The sequence below is a fragment of the Pseudomonas sp. PDM18 genome (genome assembly GCF_014852585.1).
Taxonomy (GTDB): domain Bacteria; phylum Pseudomonadota; class Gammaproteobacteria; order Pseudomonadales; family Pseudomonadaceae; genus Pseudomonas.
In genome coordinates, this window is the sequence record NZ_JACVBX010000003.1 from 167274 (window position 1) to 191615 (window position 24342).

Below are 24342 nucleotides of genomic sequence, written 5' to 3' on the forward strand. Positions count from 1 at the left end.
TCGCAACACCCATTGGAAGAATCTCGACTTCCCCCAAGTCACATCCAGCCGCCCCACTGCAGGACGAAGATGCCGATGTTGGTCGTCAGCGTCGCCACCAGGGTAGTGATGACGATAATCGACGCCGCCAGCTCGTGATTGCCATTGGCCGCACGGGCCATGACATAGCTGGCTGCTGCCGTGGGGCTGGCGAAATAGAGGAACAGCACGCCCAGTTCAGCCCCGCGGAAGCCCAATGCCCAGGCGACGGAGGTGCAGATCAGCGGCAGCCAGACCATTTTCATCAGGCTCGCGCTGATCGCCAGCCCGCCGCTTTCGCGCAGCGAGGCCAGCGACAGGGTGCCGCCGATGCACACCAGCGCCAGCGGCAGGGTCATCTGCGCGAAGTAGTCGGCGGAAGTCAGCAGCCACTTCGGCAGGTCGATACCGAACCACGAAAACGGCAGCGCGGCCAGCACACTGATGATCAGCGGATTGCAGATGACGTTGCGGGCGATGCTCAGCGGGTCGGACTTCATGCTCGGGCTGTAGATCGCCAGCACCACCGAGGACAGCGTGTTGTAGCAGAGGATGACCAAGGCAGCGAGGACCGAACCCAGCGCCAAGCCATGGTCACCATAGAGGCTGGTGGCCAGCGCCAGGCCGATGATGCCGTTGTTGCCGCGGAACGAGCCCTGCACATAGACGCCCCGCTCCTCGCGCGGCACCCGCCAGACGGACCAGCCCCAGGCCAGAAGGAAGCCCACCAGGGTCGCCGCGCAGAAGTACAGCAGCACTTCCGGGCGCGCCGCGCTGTGCAGGTCGGAGTGGTAGATGCCGAGGAACAGCATCGCCGGCATGGTGGCGTTGAACACCAGCGCCGACGCCGTCTGGATGAACTCCGGGTTGATCGCCCCCACGCGGCGCAGCAGCACTCCGAGGAACAGCATGGCGAAGACCGGGGCGGTGATGCTGAACGTCTGGAGCAGGAGTGCGAGCATGGCGCGGGAGGGTCTGGGCGGGAGGAGCGACAATCATAGCAAGCTAAGTACCCACCGCGACGGGGCAAATCAGGCGTCAGTTACCTCTTCGCGCACCGGAGCCGGCAGCTCCAGCGGCTTGGGGGCTTCGCCGTCGGCCAGGCGGGTCAGCTTGCCGTCCACGGTGGCGCCGTTTTCCATGCTCAGCTGGCGATACTGGATGTTGCCGACCACCCGCGCGTTGGAGTGCAGTTCCAGCAGGTGCTCGACATAGAGGTCGCCGATGATGGTGCCGTCGATCAGTGCGTCGTAGCTGCTGACGTTGCCTTCGATCCGCCCTTCCGCGCTGAGCGCCAGCAGGCTGGCCGCGCCGGGCTTGTGGCTGACGTTGCCTTTCACCGTGCCGAGTATCTTCAGGCCGTCCTGGAACTGCATATCGCCGACCAGATCGACATTGCCCGAGAGCAGGCTGGAGAACTTGTCCACCGACACCTGCGGGCCTTTCTTCTTGCTGTTGCTGAACATCGCAATTCCTCGCGCGTACTACTTGCCAGGTTTCTGCTGGCGGAAAAAGGCCAGCTCGGTCTTGAGTTTCTTGATTTCGGCGGACATCGCGTCGATCCGCAGCATCAGTTGCTCGCGGTTGGCGCGCTCCTCTTCGGCTTGCAGGCGCTTTTCTTCCAGCTCCTGCGTCAGCTCGGCGTTCTGCGCCTCGAGCGCATCGATGCGTTCGCGCACCTGTCCGTCGTCACGGGCACGCAGTTGCCAGCCACCTAGCGCGAGGGCTGTCAGCACGACGAGCACCAGCGCCGTCCAGCCCAGCCAGGCGAAGCCACAGGGAACGTGGGGGCGGTGCTCGGCGCGCAGCAGCTGGCGGGTAGAGGGCCGTTTAGTCCGTGGCCAGGCCATCGCTGTCGATCTCCATGCCGCCCAAGGATAGGAAGTTCTGCGGGTCGACGAACTCGCCGTGGTAGAGCACTTCGAAATGCAGGTGCGGGCCGGTGGAGCGTCCGGTGGAGCCGACCCTGGCGATCTCCTGCCCCGGCAACACAACGTCGCCGACCTTCACCAGCAGCTTCGAGGCGTGGGCGTAGCGTGTCACCAGGCCATTGCCATGGTCGATTTCCACGCGATTACCATAGGAAGCGTGCCGGCCGGAAACGATTACCCGGCCGCCAGCGGCGGCATGGATCGGGCTGCCAGAAGGCGCCGAGAAGTCCTGCCCGGAATGGAAGGCGAGATGGCGGTTGAACGGATCGACGCGATTGCCGAAAGGCGAACCCAGTCGCGCCTGCTCCATCGGACGACGCGCGGGGATGGCCATGAAGGCGGCATTGCGGCGGGCCACCTGGTCCATCAGCAGGTCGAAGACGCGGCGCAGGCACTTGACCGATTGTTCGTTGCGCTCGAGATCGGCAGCCGATGCGGGCAACGGGTCGACGCAGGCTCGCGGCGGCAGCAGGATACCGCCCTCGTTGCGAGTGGAGTCGGATTTGGACTTGGGCGCAGGCACCAGCTCCGGGTCGACCTTGGACAGCTTGCGGGCGATCTCCTCGTGGCTGTCGACGGCCTTGAGCAGGTAGTCCGCGTCCTTTTCCAGGACCTGCAGGCGGCCGGTCAGCTCGCCGATGCGCTCGGCGGCAAAACGCTCGCCGGACTCATCCGGCGCTTCGTCGGCCTGGGTCACCGGCACCATCACCGGCTCGGCCTGGCCTCGCCCGAGCCACAACCCGCCAGCGAAGGCGACCGCGGCGAGGACCAGCGATGCGCAGGCGGCGCCCAGCACATACCGGCGCGTGTCGACCAGGCGCAGGTCCGAGCGGGTCAGGGCTTGCCGTGAGGGGGAAAGGGATTTCATGACGGTACCGTTGGAATGCATTCGACCCGGCGGATGGCCGCCGGGTGCACAGGGTACCTGTTCTTGAAAACTTCGCAGCGGCTAAACACTGAAAAATGTAAATAAATAAGAAGAAATCATCCCGCCTGAGAAGACTTTCAGATGTTTCCCACTAACGCGATCACATTATCCCAGTGAATCAAACTGCCACTACGCTGGCAAAACGGACTCGATCTCCTGCAAACGATGCTCCTCCAGACGCAGTTGGCGCGGGTGGAATAGCTTCAGGCTGACCCGATGGCCAATGCTGACCAGGGTCACGCCCGGCAACTGGTCGAGCAGCACTTGATAAAGCACGGCCTCGTCGGTTTCGTCCAGCGCCGAGGTGGCTTCGTCGAGGAACAGCCACTGTGGTGCGAAGAGCAGCGCGCGAGCGATGGCCAGACGCTGCTGTTCGCCCGGAGAGAGCACGCGTTGCCAGTGATCGGCCTCATCCAGGCGCGGTACCAGCGAGTCCAGGCGGCACAGGTGTAGCACCTGCTTCATCTGCTCGGGGGTATGGCGGTCGCCTGCCTCCGGGTAGCAAAGAGCCTCGGCCAGGGAACCTATGGGCAGGTAGGGCTTCTGCGGGACAAACAGGCTGCGCGCGTCGGGCATCTGCACCACGCCGCTGCCGTAGCGCCACAGGCCGCTCATGGCGCGCAACAGGGTGCTCTTGCCGCCGCCGGAAGGGCCGCCGATCAGCACGTGCTCGCCGGGGTTCAACTCCAGGCTGGTGGACTGCAGCAGTTCGCGGCCGTTGCCCAGGTTCAGCGTGAGGTTGTGCAGTTGCAGGTTGTCGCCGGTCTTGCGCACATCGATGTTGGCGGACTCATGGGCCGTCTCGTCCATGGTCTCGCGGAAGCTCAGCAGACGGTCACAGGTGGCGCGCCAGCTGGCGAGGCTGGCGTAGGCGTCGATGAACCAGCTCAGGCCGTCCTGCACGTTGCCGAAGGCGGAGTTGATCTGCATGAGCTCGCCCAGCTGGATCTGTCCGGAGAAATAGCGCGGCGCGGCGACGATAAAGGGGAATACGGTGGCGATCTGTGCATAGCCGGAGCTGAAGAAAGTCAGGCGCTTCTGCACTTTCATCAGTTCCCAGAAGTTGCTCCAGACGTTGCGGAAGCGCCCCATCAACCGGTTGCTCTCGTTGGCCTCGCCGTTATACAGGGCGATACTTTCGGCGTTCTCGCGCACCCGCACCAGGCCGAAACGCAGATCCGCTTCGTAGCGTTGCTGGCGGTTGTTCAGGCCGATGAGGCGGCGGGCGATGAGGTGGGTCAGCCAACTGCCCACTGCGGCGTAGAGCAGTGCCGCCCAGAACATGTAGCCGGGAATGTTGATGCCGAAGAGCTCGATGCTGCCGGACACGCCCCATAGGATGACCGAGAAGGACACCAGGCTGACGATGTTGCGGATGAGCCCCAGGCCGAGGGTCAGGGTGGTGTCGGTGAAGCTGTTGAGGTCTTCGGAAAGACGCTGATCGGGGTTGTCGGTGTGGCCGCGCTGCTCCAGGCGGTAGTAGTTCTTGTCGCCCAGCCAGGCGGCGAAGTGCTTCTCCGTGAGCCAGCGGCGCCAGCGGATGGTGAGCATCTGCGTGAGGTACAGCCGGTACACCGCCGTTAGGATGAACACCGCGGCGATGCCGCAGAACATCAGCATCAGGTGGATGAAGCTCTTAAGGTCCTTGTTCTGCAGGGCGTTGTAGAAGTCTCGGTACCAGCTGTTGAGCCAGACGCTGAGGGCAACGCCGACCAGCGACAGGGCGATCACCACGATCAGCAGCAACCAGGCCATGCCCTTCTCTTCGCTGCGCCAGTAGGGCGCAGTGAGTTGCCAGACTCGGTGGAAGAAGCGGCTGCGAACGGCGTCGTTCGCGGCCCGGTATTCGGCGCTGTCGGTCATGGGTTCGGCTCGCACGGCTGGAAATAAAAAGGAGCGCTCATTGGCGCTCCTTTGTCTTATCGATCGCTTAACGCCTCACCGGGCGTTTCTGCAGCTTACGTTGCAATGTGCGCCGGTGCATACCCAGCGCTCGGGCGGTCGCGGAGATGTTGCCGTCATGTTCGGCAAGCACGCGCTGGATATGTTCCCACTGCAGGCGGTCGACCGACATGGGGTTTTCCGGCACCAGGGTTTCCAGATCCGCATGTTGTGACAACAGTGCAGTGAGCACGTCGTCGGCATCGGCCGGTTTGCACAGGTAGTTGGTGGCGCCGCGCTTGATGGCCTCCACCGCGGTCGCGATGCTGGAGTAGCCGGTGAGGATCACCACGCGCATCTCGGCATCGAGCTCGAGCAGCTTGGGCAGCAACACCAGGCCGGAGTCGCCATCCATCTTCAGGTCGAGCACGGCGTAGTCGGGCAGATCTTCCTTGGCCATGGCCAGGCCTTCTTCGGCGGAGCCGGCGACCGACACCCGCAACCCGCGACGGGTCATGGCGCGGGCCATGACGCGGGTAAAGGTGGCATCGTCGTCCACCAGCAGCAGGTGGGGCTGCTCTTCGCCTTCGAACAGGATCTCTTCGCTCATGGTACTTCCTCGCGGGCGCGGCCCTCAGGCCACGCCATAGCTTCTGGGCAGACGCAACTCGGTCAGAGTGCCGCCATCTTCATGGTTATACAACTTCACCGTTCCACCCGCGCGGGTCACGCTGGCCTGACTGAGGAACAGCCCCAGGCCGAAACCCTTGCCCTTGGTGGTAAAGAACGGCTTGCCGAGTTGTTCGGCAATCGCCAGCGGCACGCCTGGGCCCTGATCGCGGATGCTCAGGCAGATTTCACCGGCATCCCAGTCCAGGCGGATGTCCAGATCGTCCGGACAGGCGTCCGTCGCGTTATTGAGCAGGTTGAGCAGCGCCTGGCTCAGGTCGGTCGGCGGCGTCATCCGCGGCGCCTTGCCTTTGCCCAGCGTCTGGTAGCGATAGCTCGCCTCGGGGCGCATCAGGTGCCAGCGACGCAGCACCGATTCGACCCATTCGTTGGCACCCTGTTCTTCCACCGCCTGGCGACGATCCGCCTCGGCGGCGCGCACCAGATGCTGAAGAGTGGTCTTGCAGAGCTTGACCTGCTCCTGCAGCAGGGCGAGATCTTCCTGCAACATCGGCTGGTCCGCATTGGTCTGGCGCAATTCCTTGAGCAATACGCTCATGGTCGCCAACGGCGTACCCAGCTCATGGGCGGCACCGGCGGCCTGGGTGGCGACAGCCAGCAATTGCTGGTCGCGCATGCCTTCCTCGCGGCGTTGCGCCTGCAGTTGCTCCTGCCGACGCAGCGATTCGGACATGCGGGCGACGAAGAAGGTGATCAATGCGGCAGCGAGCGCGAAGCTCAGCCACATGCCATAGATCAGCAGGTTGTCGCGCTGCCCGGCAGCCATCTCCAGCGGATGGAACCACACCAGCAGCACCGTATAGCTGGCCAACGCGAGGCCCGCCAGGGCAATGGTATAGAGCCACGGCAAGGTTGCCGCAGCGATGGTCAGCGGAACCAGGTAATAGGAGACGAAGGGATTGCTGGAGCCGCCCGAGTAATAGAGCAGCACGCTGTGGATGACCAGGTCGCAGGCAAGCTGGACGGCATACTCCAGCTCTGTGACGGGCCACGGGCCGCGCAGGCGCAGCGCAGTACCCAGGCACAGTACGAGGGAGACGCCGATGGTCACGCCGAGCGCAAGCCAAGGCAGCTGGATCAGCTGGGCCTTGTAGGCGAGCCCGACGGAACCGGCCTGGGCGGCAAGGACGAGAATACGGATGAGCGTCAGATGCAGAAGATTCTGACGACTGGCGGACAGCTGGAAAACCGGTGGGCGCATGGTGAATTCCGGAATTTGCGCGAGTATAGCCAAGAGCCCCCTCCCCTTTATGCGGCATAGCGCCACAGCATACTCCACAGCACCCTGTGACGGCGGTCTCAGCCCGAAACAATTGGTGACATCCGAGCTTAACCCGCTTGCGAACAAATGTCCGTCACAGGGTCTGACAGTCCTCGCCACCGCCTCTACTAAGCTGTGGCCCGGACACTTTCTGGATCAAGGAGTCATCCATGTCTGTACTGAAGAAACCCTTCACCGCCATCGCCGCCGCCATCGCCCTGTGCGCCACCAGCCTGGGAGCCCTGGCAGACGAACCTCGCTACAACCTGGTTTCGCTGCGCGCCGAGGTCAGCCAGGAAGTCGCTCACGACCTGATGCACGTCACCCTGTTCAGCGAAGGCCAGGGCACCGACCCGGCGAAGCTGGCCGCCGAGACCACCACCGCGATGAATGCGGCGGTCGAGCAGGCGCGCAAGGTGAAAGGCGTGACCGTCAGCCTGGGCAGCCGCAGCAGCTATCCGGTGTATGACGACAAGGGGCAGAAAATCACTGCCTGGCGAGAGCGCGCGGAAATCCGCCTGGAAAGCACCGACTTCGCCGCCCTCTCCCAACTCACCGCCGACCTGCTGGGCAAGCTGAAGATGGGAAGCATGGACTTCAGCATCGCCGACGCCACCCGCGCGAAGAACGAGGACGCGATGATGAAAGGCGCCGTGGATGCCTTCAAGGCCCGCGCCCAGGTGCTCACCGACGCGCTCGGCGGCAAGGGTTACAAGCTGGTCAGCCTGAACCTGAACACCTCCGGCGCGCCGCGCCCGATGCCGGTGATGCGCATGGCGGCGATGAAGGCCGATAGCTACGGCGGCGCCCCGGCACAGGAAATCGAGGCGGGCACCAGCCAGGTCACCGTCAGCGCCGACGGCACGATCGAGGTGCAGATGCCGTAACACCTGCGGTCTCCTCCAGCGCGGCGCCTCCTTCGGACCGGGGCGCCGCCACCCGACCGCGCGGTTCCCATTGTCGAAATTGCGACATTCCCTTGCACCCGCGTCACAACTTCTACACTCACCCCGGTCGACCGCTTGCGCCCGGCATGTGCCGTGCATAGCTTCACGCAACGCAGCTCACGAGGCTGCCCCTCGATGACAACCAGAATAAACAGAGGTCCGTATGCGTAAGAACGCCGTCATCCGCTCCATGATTGCCGCTGGGCTGATCGCCAGCGCCCCGCTCGCCCACGCCGCCAACAACCTGGTCTACTGCTCCGAAGGCAGCCCCGCGGGCTTCGACCCCGGCCAGTACACCACCGGCACCGACTTCGACGCCTCGGCCGAGACGGTCTTCAATCGCCTCACCCAGTTCGAGCGCGGCGGCACCCAGGTCATCCCGGGCCTGGCGGAAAAGTGGGACGTATCCGATGACGGCAAGACCTACACCTTCCATCTGCGTTCCGGCGTGAAGTTCCACACCACCGACTACTTCAAGCCGACCCGCGAGTTCAACGCCGACGACGTGCTGTTCACCTTTAACCGCATGCTCGACAAGAACCACCCGTTCCGTAAGGCGTACCAGACCGAATTCCCCTACTTCACCGACATGGGCATGGACGCGAATATCGCCAAGGTGGAGAAGGTCGACGACCACACCGTCAAGTTCACCCTCAACGAAGTCGACGCCGCGTTCATCCAGAACCTGGCCATGAGCTTCGCCTCGATCCAGTCCGGTGAATATGCCGACCAACTGCTCAAGCAGGGCAAGGCCGCCGATATCAACCAGAAGCCGATCGGCACCGGTCCGTTCGTGTTCAGTCGCTACCAGAAGGACGCGATGATCCGCTTCAAGGCCAACCCGGACTACTGGAACAAGGGCGAGGTGAAGATCGACAACCTGATCTTCGCCATCAACACCGACGCCTCGGTGCGCATGCAGAAGCTCAAGGCCAACGAGTGCCAGGTCACCCTCTTCCCGCGCCCGGCCGACCTGGAAGCGCTGAAGAAGGATGCGAACCTGAACATGCCGTCGCAGCCGGGCTTCAACCTCGGCTACATCGCCTACAACGTCCTGCACAAGCCGTTCGACAAGCTCGAAGTGCGCGAGGCGCTGGACATGGCGGTGAACAAGAAGGCAATCATCGACGCCGTCTACCAGGGCGCCGGCCAACTGGCCGTGAACGGCATGCCGCCAACCCAGTGGTCCTACGACGACACCATCAAGGACGCCGGCTACAACCCGGAGAAGGCCAAGGAACTGCTGAAGAAGGCGGGCGTGGCCGAAGGCACCGAGATCACCCTGTGGGCCATGCCGGTGCAGCGCCCCTACAACCCCAACGCCAAGCTGATGGCCGAAATGCTGCAGTCAGACTGGGCCAAGGTCGGCATCAAGGCGAAGATCGTCACCTACGAGTGGGGCGAGTACATCAAGCGCGCCAAGGGCGGCGAGCACGACGCCATGCTGATCGGCTGGAGCGGTGACAACGGTGACCCGGACAACTGGCTGGGCACCCTCTACGGCTGCGACGCCGTGGACGGCAACAACTTCTCCAAATGGTGCGACCCGGCCTACGACAAGCTGATCAAGGATGCCAAGCGGACCTCTGACCAGGCCAAGCGCACCGAGCTGTACAAGCAGGCCCAGCACATCCTCAAGGAGCAGGTGCCGATCACGCCGATCGCCCACTCCACCGTATACCAGCCGATGCGCAAGACGGTGCAGGACTTCAAGATCAGCCCGTTCGCGCTGAACTCGTTCTACGGCGTCAGCGTCGGCAAGTAAGGCCAGCGGCCGCCGGGTTTCCCGGCGGCCCTTTCTTTCGGCAGCCGCCGTGCGCGAAGCGCTCATCCGCCTGACCCTCGCCAGCCTGCTCGGCTGTGCGCCGGCATTCGGCCAATCCCTGGTGGTCTGCACCGAGGCCAGCCCGGAAGGGTTCGACATCACCCAGTACACCGCCGCCACCACCGCCGATGCCTCGGCCGAAACGGTCTTCGAGCGCCTGGTGCAGTTCGCCCCCGGCAGCACCCGCGTGGTACCCGCGCTGGCCCAGAGCTGGGAAATCAGCGACGACGGCCTGCAGTACACCTTCGCCCTGCGCCAGGGCGTGAAATTCCACAGCACCGACTACTTCACCCCGACCCGCGACTTCGACGCCGACGATGTGCTCTGGAGCTTCGAGCGCCAACTCGACCCGAAACATCCATGGAACAAGCTGGCCCCGCGCGGCTTTCCCTACGCCGAGGCCATGGGCCTGCCCGGCCTGATCAGCGCGGTGGAAAAGCTCGACGACCACCACGTGCGCTTCACCCTCAGGCATCCCGAGGCGCCCTTCCTCGCCGACCTGGCGATGGGCTTCGCCTCTATCTATTCCGCCGAATACGGCGACCTGCTGCTGGCCGCAGAGAAGGCCGACCAGTTGAACAACCTACCCATCGGCACCGGCCCCTTCGTCTTCCAGCGCTACCAGAAGGACGCCCAGGTGCGCTTCAACGCCAATCCCGACTACTGGGCCGGCAAGCCGAAGATCGACCGCCTGCTGCTGGCGATCACTCCTGATCCAAACGTGCGTATCCAGAAGGTCAAGGCCGGCGACTGCCAGATCGCCGTCTACCCCAAGCCTACCGACGTGCCCGCGCTGCGCCAGGACCCGAAGCTGAAGGTCGAGGAACTGGACTCGCTGCTGGTCGCCTATGTCGGCATCAATACCCGGCACAAGCCGCTGGACGACGTGCGCGTGCGCCAGGCGATCAACCTCGCCTTCGACCGCGATGCCTACCTGCGCGCCCAGTTCGGCGAGGGCGCCGCCACCCTGGCCGTGGCGCCCTACCCGCCGACGCTGTGGGGTTCCGACCCGCAACTCAAGGTCTGGCCGCATGACCCGGCGCGGGCGAAACAGCTGCTGGACGAAGCGGGCATCAAGCCCGGTCTGAAACTGTCGATCTGGACCCGCCCCGGCGGCGGGCCGACCAACCCCAACCCCGGCATCGGCGCGCAGATGCTGCAGAACGACCTGGGGCAGATCGGCATCCAGGCGGACATCCGAGTGTTCGAATGGGGCGAGCTGATCAAACGCGCCAAGCAGGGCGAGCACGACCTGATATTCATGGGCTGGGCCGGCGACAATGGCGATCCGGACAACTTCCTGACGCCCAACCTGTCCTGCGCCGCCGCCAAGAGTGGCGAGAACCAGGCGGGCTGGTGCAACGCGGAGTTCGACGAACTGCTGCGCAAGGCCCGCGCCATTACCGATCAGGAAGCCCGTGCGGGCCTCTACCGCCAGGCTTTGGCGATCTACCAGCGCGAGGCACCGTGGATCGCCCTGGCCTACCCGAAGCAGTTCGCCGTGGTGCGGCCGGGCGTGAGCGGCTTCACCCTGAGCCCGCTGGGGTCGAACAACTTCTCGCGGGTTGAACTCGCGCCCTGACTGTAGGAGCGCGCCATGCGCGCGATCGCAGGCATGGCGCGCTCCTAAACCAAACTTCAGGCACCCAGGCCGAACGGATCGTCCACTGAATGACTCGGCTGGGTGAACCAGCGCGGACCTTCCGCCGTCATGTAGAAGTGGTCTTCCAGGCGGATACCGAACTCCCCCGGCACGCAGATCATCGGCTCGTTGCTGAAGCACATGCCGACGTCCAGCGCCGTGCTGTCGCCGCGTACCAGGTACGGCCCCTCGTGGATATCCAGACCGATACCGTGGCCGGTGCGGTGCGGCAATCCGGGCAGCGCGTAATCCGGCCCTAGGCCGCCGGCCTCCAGGCAACGGCGGGCGGCGGCGTCCACCTGCTCGCAGGGTTCACCCAGTACAGCGGCATCGAACGCAGCCTGCTGCGCGGCCTTCTCCAGGTTCCACAGCTCGCGCTGGCGAGCGCTGGGCGAGCCGAACACGTAGCTGCGGGTGATATCCGAGTTGTAGCCGAACAACTGGCAACCCGTGTCGATCAGCACCATGTCGCCTTCACGCAACGGGCGTGGTTGGCGCACGCCGTGGGGGAAGGCGCTGTCCTCGCCGAACAGCACGATGCAGAAGGTCGAACCCGGCGCGCCGACCTGCCGGTGCGCCGCCTCGATGAAGCGCGTCACCTCGGTGGTGGTGATGCCCTCGCGCAGGATGCTCGCAGCGGCCTTGTGCACTTCGAGGGTCATCTCCTTCGCCCGCTGCATCAGCGCCAGCTCCGCCGGCGACTTGCAGCGACGGCACTGCTCGATCAGCGCACCGGCGTCCACCAGTTGCAGCTTGCCCGTCGCCTGGCGCAGGCGCTCGAACATGCCGAACGGCAGGCTGTGGGAAAGGCCGACCCGCGCGCCCTCACGCACTTCAATCTCCGCCAGCATTCCAGCCAGCAGGGCGAACGGACTCTCATGCTCGGCCCACACGCTGATGCTGCCGGGCAGCACCTGCAGATCGCGCACCGTGCCCTCTTCGAAAGCCGGGGCGATGTAGCGCACTTCGCCCCGCGCCGGCACCAGCGCGCCCACCAGCCGTTCGCTGGGGCTCCACTTCAGGCCGGTGAAATAGACCAGCGTGCTGCCGGCATCGACGAATACCGCCGAGATATCCCGTGCCTGCATCAGTTGCTGCAGTTGTGCGATGCGCGCCTGGTACTCCTCGATCGCTATGGGGCGAGCGCCGGCCGTCATGACCTGCAATTTCGCCAGCGCCTGCTCGGGGCTCACGCCCCCAACTCCCAATGTCATGCGACTCTCCCGAGGAATGGAATGAAACGACCCGAAATTTAAGCAGCACTGAAATTCCCGGTCAAAGGCTTTTCGGTGTCCTGCCTTCTTGCGGCCGATTTTCCGTCCGCTGATGGCTCGATGCTTTCACCGGCCGACGACACTGGTATGCTGCCGGCGTCCCACAAGAGCCTTGCCAATGTCCGCAGATCGTATCGGAGAACGCCTGCGCCGTTATCGGCGCGCAGCGAAGAAGACCCTGACCCAGGTAGCCGCCGAGTCCGGCCTGACCGCCAGCTTCCTGTCCCAGGCCGAGCGCAATCTCACCGGCGTCTCGCTATCCTCCCTGGCCAGCATCGCCAAGGCGCTGGACGTGCCGCTCAACGCCCTCTTCGACTCTCCGCAGCAAATCCCACCGGACTCGCACCAAGGCGAGCGCGTGCGTTACACCATCGAAGGCCAGCCGCTGAGCTACGAGCGGCTGTCCAGCAGCTTCCCCGGCAACCAGTTGAACGCAGTGAAGGTGACGGTCCCGGTGGGCTACGAATCCGAACTGATCACCCATGACGGCTCGGAGTTCGCCTACGTCCTCAGCGGGCGCATTGCCTACGACATCGATGGCCACAGCTATCCGCTTGGTCCCGGCGACTCCGTACACTTCGACTCCGGCAAGCGTCACTGCCTGCGCAATGTCGGTGACAGCGTGGCGGAAATGCTCACCGTCACCACTCTTCCGCTGTTCGGCGAACATCCCGCCAGTTGATTCACAGATCGGCAAAATTTTCAGTGCCACTGAATTTTAAGTTGAAGTTAATTTCAGCCTGACTTAACTTCGGCGCGGCATGGCCGTGCACAGCCCGACCATGAATGGATAGGCCTTATCCGGACCAGTCCGACCAGGCCGGCTGCAAACCCCATCGGTTCGCCGGCCCCTCAGAAAAACAAGAATGAGGTCAGGCAATGCGCAAGATGCGACGTAATCCCCTGCACGCACTCGCCCTCGGCGGGCTGCTCCTCGCCGGTTCCACAGCCCAGGCGGCCTCCAGCCTGGTGTACTGCTCCGAAGGCAGCCCGGCAGGCTTCGACCCCGGCCAATACACCACCGGCACCGATTACGACGCCACCTCGGAAACCCTGTTTAACCGCCTCGTGCAGTTCCAGCGCGGCGGCACCGAAGCCCAGCCGGCCCTCGCGCAAAGCTGGGAAACCTCCGCCGACGGCAAGACCTGGACCTTCCACCTGCGCCCGGGTGTGAAGTTTCACACCACCGACTACTTCAAGCCGACCCGCGAATTCAACGCCGACGACGTGCTGTTCACCTTCAACCGCATGCTCGACAAGGAGCAGCCGTTCCGCAAGGCGTACCCAACCGAGTTCCCGTACTTCACCGACATGGGCCTGGGCCGCAACATCGCCAGGGTCGGCAAGGTCGACGAGCACACCGTGACCTTCACCCTGAACGAGGTCGACGCGGCCTTCGTGCAGAACCTGGCAATGAACTTCGCGGTGATCCAGTCCGCCGAATACGCCGACCAGTTGCTCAAACAGGGCAAGCCCGGCGAGATCAACCAGAAGCCCATCGGCACCGGTCCGTTCGTGTTCAGCCGCTACCAGAAGGACGCGATGATCCGCTTCAAGGGCAACAAGGATTACTGGAGGCCCGAGGACGTGAAGGTCGACAACCTGGTCTTCGCCATCAATACCGACGCCTCGGTGCGCATGCAGAAGCTCAAGGCCGGCGAATGCCAGATCACCCTGAATCCGCGCCCGGCGGACCTCGAGACGCTGAAGCAGGACCCGAACCTGAACATGCCGTCGCAGTCGGGCTTCAACCTGGGCTACCTAGCCTACAACGTCACCCACGCCCCGCTGGACAAGACCGATGTGCGCCGCGCGCTGGACATGGCGCTGAACAAGCAGGCGATCATCGACGCGATCTACCAGGGCGCCGGCCAGTTGGCGGTGAACGCGATGCCGCCGACCCAGTGGTCCTATGACGAATCGATCAAGGGCCAAGCCTACGATCCGGAGCAGGCCAAGGCGCTACTGAAGAAAGCCGGCGTCGCCGAAGGCACCGAAATCACCCTGTGGGCGATGCCCGTGCAACGCCCGTACAACCCCAACGCCAAGCTGATGGCCGAGATGATCCAGGCCGACTGGGCCAAAGTCGGCATCAAGGCCAGGATCGTCACCTACGAGTGGGGCGAGTACATCAAGCGTGCCCATGCTGGCGAGCATGACGCGATGCTGTTCGGCTGGACCGGCGACAACGGTGATCCGGACAACTGGCTGGGCACCCTCTACGGCTGCGATTCGGTGAGCGGCAATAACGTCTCCAAGTGGTGCGACGCCGACTACGACAAGCTGGTGCACCAGGCCAAGGCCACCACCGACCACGACCAGCGCGTGGCCCTCTACCAGCATGCCCAGCGACTCCTCGCGCAGCAGCTACCCATCAGCCCCATCGCCCACTCCACGGTCTACCAGCCCATGCGCAAGTCGGTGCAGGGCTTCCTGATCAGCCCCTTCGGGCGCAATTCCTTCTACGGCGTGGCCAACCAGCGCTGATCGCCGACAGGACAGCGGCGGCCACGGCCGCCTGAACGCCAGCCCGGCACAGACCGGGCGGCACACCCCGCCTTCCCTTCCGCCTGCCGGCTCCCCCATCACGTCAATGGGTGGAGGGGATGCATTCGTTGCTAGGAAAACCGACAACAACAAGGAGCAACTCATGCAGCATCACGTACTCACCCGCACGCTTCTGGCGCTCGCGGTCTGTAGCGCCACGTTGGGCCAGGCATTCGCCGACGAAGACGATCTGCCGCCAGACGAAACCCGCCGCGACAGCGAAGTGATGGTCAAGGGCCAGGCCGGCGCGAAGGGCTTCGTCGAAGGCCAGAGCCTGACCTTCAGCACCCGCAACTTCGCCGCCCGCGAGCAGATGAAGGACAGCTTCCACTTCAACATCAAGAAGGACGGCTACACCGAGCCGACCCACAGCCGCTACACCTGGACCCAGGGCAGCCAGCTCAAGTACAGCTCCGGCTTCACTCAGGGCACCGTGGGTGTCGGCCTGGACGCCTCCGCCTTCAACGAGATCGCCCTGGAGCGCGGCCACGGACGCATCGCTGGCGGCGGCACGCGCACCTTGACCGACAGCGACGGGGATGCCGTGCCGCAGTGGTCGAAGATGGGCGTGGCCAACGTAAAGCTGCGCGCCTCCAACACCGAACTGCGCGCTGGCCGCCAACAGACCGAGACCCCGGTCTTCAACATCAACGACAACCGCGCCCTGCCGTCGTCCTTTGATGGTGTCAGCCTCCTCAGCGAAGAGCTGGAAGGCCTTCAGGTACAGGCCGGCAGCTTCACCCGCGCCAGCCCGCGTACCGGCGCCGGCTCCGAAGGCCTGACGACCGAATACGGTTCACAGGACTTCACCGGCAGCCATTTCAGCTACCTGGGCGGCAGCTACCAGGCGATGAAGGAGCTGAAACTCACCGCTTACGGCGCGCACTTCGAGGACATCTGGAACCAGTACTACTTCGGCGCCTCCCACGACCTCGGCGACCCGGCCAGCCTGGCGCTGAACACCAGCCTGAACTACTACCACACCGGCGACACCGGCGAGCGCAAGGCAGGCTACATCGACAACGATGCCTACAGCCTGGCCTTCACCCTCACCCACGGCGCCCATGCCGTGCTGCTGGGCTGGCAGCAGATCCGTGGCGACGAGTACTTCGACTACGTGCACGAGACCGCGGCCATCTACCTGGCCAACTCGTTACTCTCCGACTACAACGGTCCCAACGAAAAGTCCCTGCAACTGCGCTACAGCACCGACTGGGCGGCCTTCGGCGTGCCCGGCCTGACCACCATGGCGTGGTACGCCAAGGGCTGGGGTATCGACGGCACCCACTACGACGGCGACCGCAACGGCGTGAGCGGCTACAACGTGCGCAACATGGACGACGAGAAGCACCACGAGCTCGGCCTCTCCACCGGCTACACACTGCAGGACGGCCCGCTCAAGAGCAGCAGCTTCCGCGTGACCTACATGAAGCACCTGGCGAGTCAGAACCAGGCGGACGGCAACGTCAACGAGATCCGTCTGGTCAGCAATTTCCCCTTCAACCTGCTGTAAGGAGAACCGGCATGCCCATCCCGCGTCTGCTCCCCCTTCTGCTCGCGCTCGGCAGCGGCACCGCCCTGGCGCAGAACCTGGTGGTCTGCACCGAGGCGAGCCCGGAAGGGTTCGACATCGTCCAGTACACCGGCGCGGTCACCGCCGACGCCAGCGGCCAGACCGTCTTCAATCGCCTGGCCGACTTCCGCCCCGGCACCACCGAAGTGGTGCCTTCGCTGGCGCAAAGCTGGGAGGTCAGCCCCGACGGGCTGACCTACACCTTTCACCTGCGCCCGGACGTGAAGTTCCATACCACCGACTACTTCAAGCCCACGCGCGCCCTCAATGCCGACGACGTGCTCTGGACCTTCGAGCGTCCGCTGGACCCGAAGCACCCCTGGCATGCATCGTCCGCACGCGGCTATGCCTACTTCGACGCCATGGGCATGCGCGAACTGATCAAGTCGGTGGAAAAGCTCGACGACCTCACCGTGCGCTTCACCCTGAACCACCCGGAGTCGCCGTTCCTGGCCGACATGGCGATGGACTTCGCCTCCATCTACTCGGCCGAATACGGCGACCAGCTGCTGGCCGCCGGTAAACAAGGGCAGCTCAACAACCTGCCCATCGGCACCGGGCCCTTCGTCTTCAACCGCTACGCCAAGGACGCCCAGGTTCGTTTCCGCGCCAACCCGGACTACTTCGGCGGCAAGCCGAAGATCGACAACCTGATCTTCGCCATCACCCCGGATTCCAACGTCCGGCTGCAGAAGATCCGCCGCAACGAGTGCCAGATCGCGCTCTACCCCAAGCCATCGGACGTCCCCGGTCTGGAGCAGGACAAGAACCTGGCAGTGGACAGCATCGACGCCCTGCTCACGACCTATGTCGCCCTGAACACCCGGCACAAACCGCTGGACGACGTGCGAGTGCGCCAGGCCATCAATCTGGCGTTCGACAAGAAAGCCATGCTGGATGCCGTCTACGGGGCCGGCGCGGCCACGCCGGCCATCAATCCGTACCCCGCCACCCTGCTGGGTTACAACAACGACATCCGGGACTGGCCCCACGATCCAGAGCGCGCCAGGGCGTTGCTCAAGGAAGCGGGCGTGGAGAACCTCAAGCTGACCCTGTTCACCCGCAACGGCAGTTCCTCGACCATCCCCAATGCAGCGCAAATGGCACAGATGCTGCAGTCGGACCTGGCCAAGGTGGGCATCACGCTGGACATCCGCACACTGGAGTTCGGCGAGCTGATCAAGCGCATCAAGGCCGGCGAGCACGATCTCTCGCTCTACGGCGGCTGGGCCGGCGACAACGGCGACCCGGACAACTTCCTCTCACCCAACCTGAGCTGTGCTGCGGCGAAATCAGGCGAAAACCATGCTTTCTGGTGCGATCAGGGCTTCGAAACGCTGATCCAGGAAGCCCGCCAGACCAGCGACAACGCAAAACGGGCGGAACTTTACAAAAAGGCGACATCCATATTCCACGAGCAGGCCCCATGGATTCCCCTGGCACATCCTAAGCTGTTCAATGTGCGCCGCAGCAATATCTCGGGCTACACCATCAGCCCGCTGACAAAAAACAACTTCGCCGACGTTCAGATCCAGTAACCGGCAAAGTCATAAGAAACCGGCGCCCGTCGTGATCCGATGGGTAGCCGCTCGGTGAGGAGCCCCCAACCATCATGCTCAGTTTCATCGCACGCCGATTCGGTCTGCTGATCCCGACTTTCTTCGGCGTCACCCTGCTGACCTTCGCGCTGATCCGCCTGATTCCGGGCGACCCCGTGGAAGTGATGATGGGTGAACGCCGCGTCGATCCGCAGATGCATGCCGAGGCCATGCACCGCCTGGGGCTCGACAAGCCCCTCTACCAGCAGTACCTCGACTACATCGGCAACCTCGCCCAAGGCAACCTCGGCGAATCGCTGACCACCCGCGACAGCGTCTGGCACGAGTTCCTCACCCTCTTCCCCGCGACCCTCGAACTGTCCCTGGCCGCCCTGCTGTTCGCCGGCGTCTTCGGGCTGCTCGCCGGGGTGATCGCCGCCTTGAAGCGAGGCTCGCTGTTCGACCACGGGGTGATGACCATCTCCCTGGCCGGCTACTCGATGCCGATCTTCTGGTGGGGCCTGATCCTCATCATGCTGTTCTCCGTATCCCTGGGCTGGACGCCGGTTTCCGGGCGCCTGGACCTGCTCTACGACATCGAGCCGAAGACCGGTTTCATGCTCATCGACACGCTGCTCTCGGATGAAGAAGGCGCCTTCATGGACGCCGTGCGCCACCTGATCCTGCCGGCCATCGTGCTGGGCACCATCCCCCTGGCGGTAATTGCGCGGATGACTCGCTCCTCGATGCTCGAAGTACTGCGCGAGGACTACGTGCGCACCGCCCGCGCCAAGGGCCTGTCGCCGGCCCGCGTGGTGTTCGTGCACGCCCTGCGCAACGCCATGATCCCGGTGCTCACCGTGTTCGGCCTGCAGGTCGGCACGCTGCTCGCCGGTGCGGTACTGACTGAGACCATCTTCTCCTGGCCGGGCATCGGCAAATGGCTGATCGACGCCATCGGCCGCCGCGACTACCCGGTGGTGCAGAACGGCATCCTGCTGGTGGCGACCCTGGTGATCCTGGTGAACTTCATCGTGGACATCCTCTACGGCCTCGCCAACCCACGCATCCGTCACCAACGCTAACCGGAGCCGACGCCATGAATGCCAACGCCAAAGCTCCCGCCAGCGACCCGAGCCTGGTCTACCCGTCCCCGCTGAAAGAATTCTGGCAAGCCTTCTCGCGCAACAAGGGCGCGGTCGGCGGCCTGCTGTTCATGCTGGTCATCGTGTTCTGCGCGCTGTTCGCCCCCTGGGTCGCTCCCCACGACCCCAGCGAGCAGTTCCGCGACTTCCTGCTCACCCCGCCGCTCTGGCTCGAAGGCGGCAATTCGCAGTTCCTGCTGGGCACTGACGAGCTGGGCCGCGACCTGCTCTCGCGCCTGATGCACGGTGCACGGCTGTCGCTGATGATCGGCCTGACCTCGGTGCTGATCTCCATGATCCCCGGCATCTTCCTCGGCCTGCTCGCCGGCTTCTCGCCGAGCCGCCTGGGCCCGGTGATCATGCGCCTGATGGACATCATGCTGGCCCTGCCCTCGCTGCTGCTGGCGGTGGCCATCGTCGCCATCCTCGGCCCGGGCCTGATCAACACCGTGATCGCCATCGCCATCGTCTCGCTGCCGGCCTATGTGCGCCTGACCCGCGCCGCCGTGATGGGCGAGCTGAACCGCGACTACGTCACCGCCTCGCGCCTGGCCGGCGCCGGCACCTTGCGCCTGATGTTCGTCACCGTGCTGCCCAACTGCATGGCGCCGTTGATCGTGCAGGCCACCCTGAGCTTCTCCTCGGCCATCCTCGACGCCGCAGCACTCGGCTTCCTCGGCCTGGGCGTACAGCCACCGACGCCCGAGTGGGGCACCATGCTGGCCTCCGCGCGCGACTACATCGAGCGCGCCTGGTGGGTCGTCTCGCTGCCCGGCCTGACCATCCTGCTCAGCGTGCTGGCAATCAACCTGATGGGCGACGGCCTGCGCGATGCGCTGGATCCGAAGCTGAAGAATGCGGCGTGAGGACAGTGACCATGCTCAGCCTCAAGATCGCCAACGACAACAAGAAAAGCCTGATGGAGACCGCCGTATGAGCCTCCTCGACCTGCGCAATCTTTCGGTGCGCTTCGGCGACCGCAACGCCATCCCGGTGGTGGACGGCCTCGACCTCTCGGTGGACAAGGGCGAAGTCCTGGCCATCGTCGGCGAGTCCGGCTCCGGCAAGTCGGTGACCATGATGGCCCTGATGGGCCTGATCGACGCCCCCGGCATCATCACCGCCGACACCATGCAATTCGACGGCACCGACATGCTGCGCCTGAAGGGCCGCGAGCGGCGGCGCATTGTCGGCAAGGACATCGCCATGGTCTTCCAGGACCCGATGACCGCCCTCAACCCCAGCTTCACCGTCGGCTACCAGATCGAGGAAGTGCTCAAGCTGCACCTCGGCCTGCGCGGCAAGGCCCTGCGCCAGCGCGCCCTGGAACTGCTCGAACGGGTGGAAATCCCCGGCGCCGCCCAGCGCCTGGAAGCCTACCCGCACCAGCTCTCCGGCGGCATGAGCCAGCGCGTCGCGATCGCCATGGCGATTGCCGGCGAACCCAAGCTGCTGATCGCCGACGAACCCACCACCGCCCTGGACGTGACCATCCAGGCGCAGATCATGGAGTTGCTGCTCGACCTGCAGCGCGACCAGGGCATGGCGCTGATCCTGATCACCCACGACCTCGCCGTGGTCGCCGAGACCGCCCAGCGCGTCTGCGTGATGTACGCGGGCCAGGCGGTGGAGATCGGCCAGGTGCCGGCACTGTTCGACCTGCCGACCCACCCGTACACCGAGGCGCTGCTCAAGGCGATCCCCGAGCACAGCGCCGGCGAGGAACGCCTGGCCACCCTGCCCGGCATCGTCCCCGGCAAGTACGACCGCCCGCAGGGTTGCCTGCTGTCACCGCGCTGCCCCTACGTGCAGGACAACTGCCGCAGCGTGCGCCCGGCCCTGGAAACCCATGAGCGCGGCGCCGTGCGCTGCTTCTACCCGCTCAACCTGAACACCGAGGTGGCCCGATGAGCGCCGTCCTGACCGCCCGCGACCTGACCCGTCACTACGAAATCTCCCAGGGCCTGTTCAAGCCGCACGCCCTGGTCCGCGCGCTCAACGGCGTGTCCTTCGACCTGCAGGCCGGCAAGACCCTCGCCGTGGTCGGCGAGTCCGGCTGCGGCAAGTCCACCCTGGCCCGCGCGCTGACGCTGATCGAAGAACCCACCTCCGGCTCGCTGCAGATCGCCGGCCACGAAGTGAAGGGCGCCGACCAAGACACCCGCAAGCAACTGCGCCGTGACGTGCAGATGGTCTTCCAGAACCCCTACGCCTCGCTCAACCCACGGCAGAAGATCGGCGACCAACTGGCCGAGCCACTGCTGATCAACACCAGCCTGTCGCGGGTCGAACGCCGTGAGCGCGTGCAAGCGATGATGAAGCAGGTCGGCCTGCGCCCCGAGCATTACCAGCGCTACCCGCACATGTTCTCCGGCGGCCAGCGCCAGCGCATCGCCCTGGCCCGCGCCATGATGCTGCGGCCCAAGGTGCTGGTAGCGGACGAGCCGACCTCGGCGCTGGACGTGTCGATCCAGGCCCAGGTGCTCAACCTGTTCATGGACCTGCAGCAGGAATTCGGCACCGCCTACGTGTTCATCTCGCACAACCTCGCCGTGGTCCGCCACGTAGCCGACGACGTGCTGGTGATGTACCTCGGCCGCCCGGCGGAGATGGGGCCGGCGGACAAGCTCTACGAGCGCCCGCTGCACCCCTACACCCAGGCGCTGCTCTCGGCGACCCCGGCCATCCACCCCGATCCGGACAAGCCCAAGATCAAGATCCAGGGCGAACTCCCCAACCCGCTCAATCCGCCCAGCGGCTGCGCCTTCCACAAGCGCTGCCCCTATGCGACCGAGCGCTGCAAGACCGAAGTGCCGGAGCTGCGCCTGCTCGATGAGCGCCAGGTGGCCTGCCACCATGCGGAGCAGTTCCTGAACTGATACGAAACGGGCCGGTCATAGGCCGGCCCCTCTTTCGGAAACAGCAGCGTCCTACAACGCAGCCGGAACAGGCCTATCGCCTGAGCCAGACAATCCCGCCAGGGTGGCACCCCGCCACCGCCTGCACGCCGTGGCCGTTATCCACAGGGCCACGATCTTCCATGCTGCTGTTCTACCTCCTGCTCATCCTCGTCACCGCCATCGTCGCCAACGTGCAACTGCACAGGTGGAAACGTCAGCGCCGGATGGACGTGCGCGCAGCCGTGAAATCGCGGAAGAAACCGGCGCCGAAGAAGAAGGCGCCAGCGGAGGAAGTCGATCTTGACGAGATCGACTGGGACGGACTCGACCAGGAAGAACTGGATTTCAGCGCGCCGCCCCCGCCAGCACCAATGCCGCCGCCCGCTCCTGTTCGTACCAGGGCCCCCACGCAGCCGCCAGCCGAGGCCAAGCCGAAAGTCGAACCGCAGGACGAATTCTTCGCCCTGGAACGGGCACTGCCACCGGGACAACTGACGGCCGCCCAGCGCGACGAAGCCATGGCGCATTTGCTCAAGACCAGCCTGCACATCCCCACTCCGGAACCCGGCGAGAAGCATGTGGTGCTGGACATGGACGGCGGCAGCTATGTGCCGGTCGCCACGCACCCGGCAGCAGCGGCCATCGCCCTCGGGCATCTCGCCGAGAGCCTGCAACAACGCAAGGGCGCACAACTGCTGCATGAGTTGCGCGGCAAGGACCTGGGCCTGCTGGTGGTCGCGCGCAATCCGCAGAAACCCTCGGTGGCACGGCTGTGGAAAATCCAGCCGGAAGACCTCTGATCCGCGCTTCTATAAATCGCGGATCAGCGCCAGGCGCACACCAAACCCCAGCAGAATGCCGCCGAAGCCCCACTGCTGAACACGCTGCATCGTCCGGTGCCGCGCCAGCCAGCGCCCCATGCGCTCGCCACTGACGGCGTAGAAGCTGTCGAACCCCAGCCCGACCACCACCAGCACGCCGCCCAGCAGCGCGAACTGCAACGCCAGTGGGCCGTTCTGCGGATGGATAAACTGCGGCAACAGCACCGAACAAAACAGCAGCGCCTTGGGGTTGAGCAGATTGGTCAGCAGGCCCCGGCGAAAGGCGCGCCGATAGCTGACTGTGGATAACCCAGCCGCGCCGGTCGCCACCGGCAAACCCACCGGCGCGCGCAGCAGTTGCAGGCCGATCCACGCGAGGTAGAGACCGCCACCGATGCGTACCACATCGAAGGTCCATGGCGCGGTGCGAAACAGCAGCGCCAGTCCTGTCGCCGCCAGCGCGACGTGGCAGCCACGGGCCAGCCCGAGACCCAGGGCGGTTGCCAGGGCAGCACAGCAACCGTCGCGGGCACCGGTGTGCAGCAGGAGAATCATGTCCGGCCCCGGCAGCAGGTAGACCATCGCCAGGGCCAGCAGGAAGACGCCGATATCCACAAGAGCCACTCCAGATAAGTCATTGCGGATAGGGATTCTATGCCTGAAGGCCGAGGCAGGTGCTTGCGTATTCAGCCAGCCTGACGCTAACAATTGGCATACTCTGCCAGTCTCAAGTTCAAACACTAGCCACTCATGCCAAACCCAAGACTAGACGCCTACGACCACCGCATCCTCGCCGCCCTGCAGCGCGATGGCCGGCTGACCAACGTGCAGCTCGCCGAGGAGATCGGCCTCTCACCCTCCCCCTGCCTGCGCCGGGTGCGCCTGCTGGAAGAAGCCGGGATGATCCGTGGCTACCATGCCGAATTGGGCCGCGACGAAGTCGGCCTCGGGCTGACCGTGTTCGTCGGGGTGAAGGTGGAGCGCCACAGCGACACCAGCGCCGCCGCCTTCCGCCAGGCCGTGATCGACCTGCCGGAAGTCATCTCGGTGCATCTGGTCAGCGGCGAGTCGGACTTCCTCCTGCAAGTGGTGCTGCCGGACCTGCGCGCCTACGAGCAGTTCCTCACCGGCACCCTGCTCAAGCTGCCGAGCGTCAGCGATATCCGCAGCAACTTCGCCATCCAGACGGTGAAGGAGTCGGCGCCGCTGCCTCTGCGCCACCTGCCGAAATAGCAGGATTGCGCGCGGGCGACCGTGCGCCTATCATTCGCCACCTTCCCATCCACCGACAGCAAAGGAGACATCATGCAAGCACTGATCACCCTTTGCAGGTCGCGTCTGGCGTAATCGCTTCCCCGCCGCCCCTTTGGCGGCATTGCATTGCCCGGCTCCGGCCTGCCCCCATCCTCTTTTTTCGTTTC

The 24342-nt window shown here is 64.8% G+C and carries 22 protein-coding genes; 13 read left to right on the forward strand and 9 right to left on the reverse strand.

The genetic code is table 11. The features are described from left to right. Nucleotides 1-38: 38 nt before the first annotated feature. The 7 genes from IB274_RS08755 to IB274_RS08785 all read right to left on the reverse strand — a co-directional run bounded on the left by IB274_RS08755 (nucleotide 39) and on the right by IB274_RS08785 (nucleotide 6649). Nucleotides 39-980, reverse strand: coding sequence for an AEC family transporter (locus IB274_RS08755; RefSeq protein WP_192431591.1), 942 nt, complete (start codon nucleotides 978-980; stop codon nucleotides 39-41). Between the two features lie 69 nt (nucleotides 981-1049). Beyond that, on the reverse strand, nucleotides 1050-1484 hold the full coding sequence (locus IB274_RS08760) for a bactofilin family protein (RefSeq protein WP_192431592.1): 435 nt from the start codon (nucleotides 1482-1484) through the stop codon (nucleotides 1050-1052). Between the two features lie 18 nt (nucleotides 1485-1502). Then, entirely contained in the window at nucleotides 1503-1868 is a 366-nt protein-coding gene (locus tag IB274_RS08765; RefSeq protein ID WP_225614757.1) for a hypothetical protein, read from the reverse strand. Next, nucleotides 1849-2817, reverse strand: coding sequence for a M23 family metallopeptidase (locus tag IB274_RS08770; protein ID WP_192431593.1), 969 nt, complete (start codon nucleotides 2815-2817; stop codon nucleotides 1849-1851). The genes IB274_RS08765 and IB274_RS08770 overlap by 20 nt, the downstream gene beginning before the upstream one ends. 189 nt (nucleotides 2818-3006) lie before the next feature. Next, a complete protein-coding gene (locus tag IB274_RS08775) occupies nucleotides 3007-4740 on the reverse strand; it encodes an ABC transporter ATP-binding protein/permease (RefSeq protein ID WP_192431594.1) in 1734 nt (577 codons plus the stop codon). A 67-nt stretch (nucleotides 4741-4807) separates the two neighbouring features. Beyond that, complete coding sequence (locus IB274_RS08780) at nucleotides 4808-5368, reverse strand: response regulator transcription factor (protein WP_017518181.1); 561 nt, start codon at nucleotides 5366-5368, stop codon at nucleotides 4808-4810. A 24-nt stretch (nucleotides 5369-5392) separates the two neighbouring features. Next, nucleotides 5393-6649 carry an ATP-binding protein gene (locus tag IB274_RS08785; RefSeq protein WP_045209553.1) on the reverse strand — a complete coding sequence of 419 codons (1257 nt, stop codon included), beginning with the start codon at nucleotides 6647-6649 and terminating at the stop codon, nucleotides 5393-5395. Nucleotides 6650-6879: 230 nt separating this feature from the next. Between IB274_RS08785 and IB274_RS08790 the strand changes: the two genes are divergently transcribed. The 3 genes from IB274_RS08790 to IB274_RS08800 all read left to right on the forward strand — a co-directional run bounded on the left by IB274_RS08790 (nucleotide 6880) and on the right by IB274_RS08800 (nucleotide 11063). After that, nucleotides 6880-7596: an SIMPL domain-containing protein gene (locus IB274_RS08790; protein WP_192431595.1), complete on the forward strand. Its 717-nt coding sequence runs from the start codon at nucleotides 6880-6882 to the stop codon at nucleotides 7594-7596. A gap of 223 nt (nucleotides 7597-7819) precedes the next feature. After that, complete coding sequence (locus IB274_RS08795) at nucleotides 7820-9421, forward strand: ABC transporter substrate-binding protein (RefSeq protein WP_192431596.1); 1602 nt, start codon at nucleotides 7820-7822, stop codon at nucleotides 9419-9421. Nucleotides 9422-9470: 49 nt separating this feature from the next. Continuing rightward, nucleotides 9471-11063, forward strand: a complete 1593-nt coding sequence (locus IB274_RS08800; protein WP_192431597.1) for an ABC transporter substrate-binding protein — start codon at nucleotides 9471-9473, stop codon at nucleotides 11061-11063. A 56-nt stretch (nucleotides 11064-11119) separates the two neighbouring features. Here IB274_RS08800 and IB274_RS08805 read toward each other — a convergent pair whose 3' ends face one another. Next, a complete protein-coding gene (locus IB274_RS08805) occupies nucleotides 11120-12337 on the reverse strand; it encodes a M24 family metallopeptidase (protein WP_192431598.1) in 1218 nt (405 codons plus the stop codon). 178 nt (nucleotides 12338-12515) lie between these two features. On the opposite strand from IB274_RS08805, the gene IB274_RS08810 reads away from it, so the two are divergent. The 9 genes from IB274_RS08810 (at nucleotide 12516) to IB274_RS08850 (ending at nucleotide 22900) form a co-directional block, all read left to right on the forward strand. Beyond that, nucleotides 12516-13079 carry a helix-turn-helix domain-containing protein gene (locus tag IB274_RS08810; protein WP_192431599.1) on the forward strand — a complete coding sequence of 188 codons (564 nt, stop codon included), beginning with the start codon at nucleotides 12516-12518 and terminating at the stop codon, nucleotides 13077-13079. 197 nt (nucleotides 13080-13276) lie between these two features. Then, the gene (locus tag IB274_RS08815; protein WP_192431600.1) at nucleotides 13277-14884 is read left to right on the forward strand and encodes an ABC transporter substrate-binding protein; all 1608 of its coding nucleotides are present in this window, start codon (nucleotides 13277-13279) and stop codon (nucleotides 14882-14884) included. Between the two features lie 163 nt (nucleotides 14885-15047). Further along, entirely contained in the window at nucleotides 15048-16457 is a 1410-nt protein-coding gene (locus IB274_RS08820) for an OprD family porin (protein WP_192431601.1), read from the forward strand. Between the two features lie 11 nt (nucleotides 16458-16468). Further along, nucleotides 16469-18055 carry an ABC transporter substrate-binding protein gene (locus IB274_RS08825; RefSeq protein ID WP_192431602.1) on the forward strand — a complete coding sequence of 529 codons (1587 nt, stop codon included), beginning with the start codon at nucleotides 16469-16471 and terminating at the stop codon, nucleotides 18053-18055. 74 nt (nucleotides 18056-18129) lie between these two features. After that, the gene (locus IB274_RS08830) at nucleotides 18130-19140 is read left to right on the forward strand and encodes an ABC transporter permease subunit (RefSeq protein WP_054906646.1); all 1011 of its coding nucleotides are present in this window, start codon (nucleotides 18130-18132) and stop codon (nucleotides 19138-19140) included. A 14-nt stretch (nucleotides 19141-19154) separates the two neighbouring features. After that, the gene (locus IB274_RS08835) at nucleotides 19155-20066 is read left to right on the forward strand and encodes an ABC transporter permease subunit (RefSeq protein WP_192431603.1); all 912 of its coding nucleotides are present in this window, start codon (nucleotides 19155-19157) and stop codon (nucleotides 20064-20066) included. A gap of 67 nt (nucleotides 20067-20133) precedes the next feature. Further along, the gene (locus IB274_RS08840) at nucleotides 20134-21111 is read left to right on the forward strand and encodes an ABC transporter ATP-binding protein (RefSeq protein ID WP_192431604.1); all 978 of its coding nucleotides are present in this window, start codon (nucleotides 20134-20136) and stop codon (nucleotides 21109-21111) included. Then, on the forward strand, nucleotides 21108-22079 hold the full coding sequence (locus IB274_RS08845; protein WP_192431605.1) for a peptide ABC transporter ATP-binding protein: 972 nt from the start codon (nucleotides 21108-21110) through the stop codon (nucleotides 22077-22079). The genes IB274_RS08840 and IB274_RS08845 overlap by 4 nt, the downstream gene beginning before the upstream one ends. A 161-nt stretch (nucleotides 22080-22240) precedes the next feature. Continuing rightward, nucleotides 22241-22900 carry a hypothetical protein gene (locus tag IB274_RS08850; protein ID WP_192431606.1) on the forward strand — a complete coding sequence of 220 codons (660 nt, stop codon included), beginning with the start codon at nucleotides 22241-22243 and terminating at the stop codon, nucleotides 22898-22900. A gap of 9 nt (nucleotides 22901-22909) precedes the next feature. Here IB274_RS08850 and IB274_RS08855 read toward each other — a convergent pair whose 3' ends face one another. Then, on the reverse strand, nucleotides 22910-23536 hold the full coding sequence (locus IB274_RS08855; RefSeq protein ID WP_192431607.1) for a LysE family translocator: 627 nt from the start codon (nucleotides 23534-23536) through the stop codon (nucleotides 22910-22912). 135 nt (nucleotides 23537-23671) lie between these two features. Here IB274_RS08855 and IB274_RS08860 point away from each other — a divergent pair, with 135 nt between their 5' ends. Next, the gene (locus IB274_RS08860; protein WP_192431608.1) at nucleotides 23672-24154 is read left to right on the forward strand and encodes an Lrp/AsnC family transcriptional regulator; all 483 of its coding nucleotides are present in this window, start codon (nucleotides 23672-23674) and stop codon (nucleotides 24152-24154) included. The last annotated feature ends 188 nt before the right edge of the window (nucleotides 24155-24342 follow it).